1 protein-coding gene is annotated in these 1,755 nt (G+C 64.9%); it reads right to left on the minus strand.

Annotated features, from left to right (window positions below; genetic code table 11):
• Nucleotides 1-45 precede the first annotated feature (45 nt).
• The coding region (gene ctaD / locus ACWEVN_RS47820; protein WP_452055708.1) for an aa3-type cytochrome oxidase subunit I at nucleotides 46-1,755 on the minus strand (1,710 nt) is incomplete at its 5' end.

Genomic DNA, 1,755 nt, shown 5'->3' on the forward strand with positions numbered 1-1,755 from the left:
TGCCCGGCTTCACAAAAGCCGGGCACGCGCTCACTCGTTCAGGTTCTACTTGTCGCCTTGCTCGCTCGCGTTGTCCTTGGAGTGGTCTCCCGGGATCACCGCTTCGGTGAGCAGCTGCGACGGCGCCGCGTGGCTGTTGACCTTCTGCTTCCCGAAGAAGCCGATCTCGCCTTCGGAGTGGATGCGCTCGATCATGTGCGGGTAGTGCAGCTCGAACGCCGGCCGCTCGGAGCGGATCCGGGGCAGCTCGGTGAAGTTGTGCCGCGGCGGCGGGCAGGAGGTCGCCCACTCGAGCGAGTTGCCGTAGCCCCACGGGTCGTCCACCGTGACGATCTCGCCGTACCGGTAGCTCTTGAAGACGTTCCAGATGAACGGCAGCGTCGAGGCACCGAGGATGTACGCGCCGATCGTCGAGATCGTGTTCAGCGTGGTGAAGCCGTCACTGGTCAGGTAATCCGCGTACCGGCGGGGCATGCCCTCCGCGCCCAGCCAGTGCTGGACGAGGAACGTGCCGTGGAAGCCGATGAACGTGGTCCAGAAGTGCCACTTGCCGAGCTTCTCATCCATCATCCGGCCGGTGATCTTCGGGAACCAGAAGTAGATGCCGGCGAAGGTGGCGAACACGATCGTGCCGTAGAGCACGTAGTGGAAGTGCGCGACGACGAAGTAACTGTCCGACACGTGGAAGTCGATCGCCGGCGCGGCCAGCAGGATGCCGGTCAGGCCGCCGAAGAGGAACGTGACGATGAAGCCCATCGAGAAGATCATCGGCGTCTCGAAGGACAGCTGGCCCTTCCACATCGTGCCGATCCAGTTGAAGAACTTGATGCCGGTCGGGACGGCGATCAGGAACGTCATGAAGGAGAAGAACGGCAGCAGCACGGCGCCGGTGGCGTACATGTGGTGCGCCCACACCGCGACCGACAGCGCCGCGATGGCCAGTGTCGCCCAGACCAGGCTCTTGTAGCCGAACAGCGGCTTGCGGCTGAACACCGGGAAGATCTCCGACACGATGCCGAAGAACGGCAGCGCGACGATGTACACCTCGGGATGGCCGAAGAACCAGAACAGGTGCTGCCAGAGGATCACGCCGCCGTTTTCGGGGTCGAACACGTGCGCCCCGAGGTGCCGGTCCGCCAGGAGGCCCATCAGGGCCGCGGTCAGGATCGGGAAGGCGAGCAGGACCAGGATGCTGGTGACCAGGATGTTCCAGGTGAAGATCGGCATCCGGTACATCGTCATGCCCGGCGCGCGCAGGCAGACCACGGTGGTGATCATGTTGACCGCGCCGAGGATGGTGCCCAGACCACCGATCACCAGGCCGGAGATCCAGAGGTCGGCGCCGACGCCCGGCGAGTGGATGGCGTCCGACAGCGGGGTGTAGGCGAACCAGCCGAAGTCGGCGGCGCCACCCGGGGTCAGGAAGCCGGACATCACGATCAGGCCGCCGAAGAGGTACAGCCAGTACGAGAACGCGTTCAGCCGCGGGAAGGCGACGTCCGGCGAGCCGATCTGCAGCGGCAGGACGAAGTTCGCGAAGCCGAAGAGGATCGGGGTCGCGTACAGCAGCAGCATCACCGTGCCGTGCATGGTGAAGAGCTGGTTGTACTGCTCCTGCGACAGGAACTGCTGCCCGGGCCGCGCCAGCTCGGTGCGGATCAGCATGGCCATCGCGCCGCCCGCCATGAAGAAGGCGAACGACGTGACCAGGTACATGATCCCGATCTGCTTGTGGTCCGTCGTGCGGAACAACCG

This window comes from Amycolatopsis sp. NPDC003861 (genome assembly GCF_053605405.1).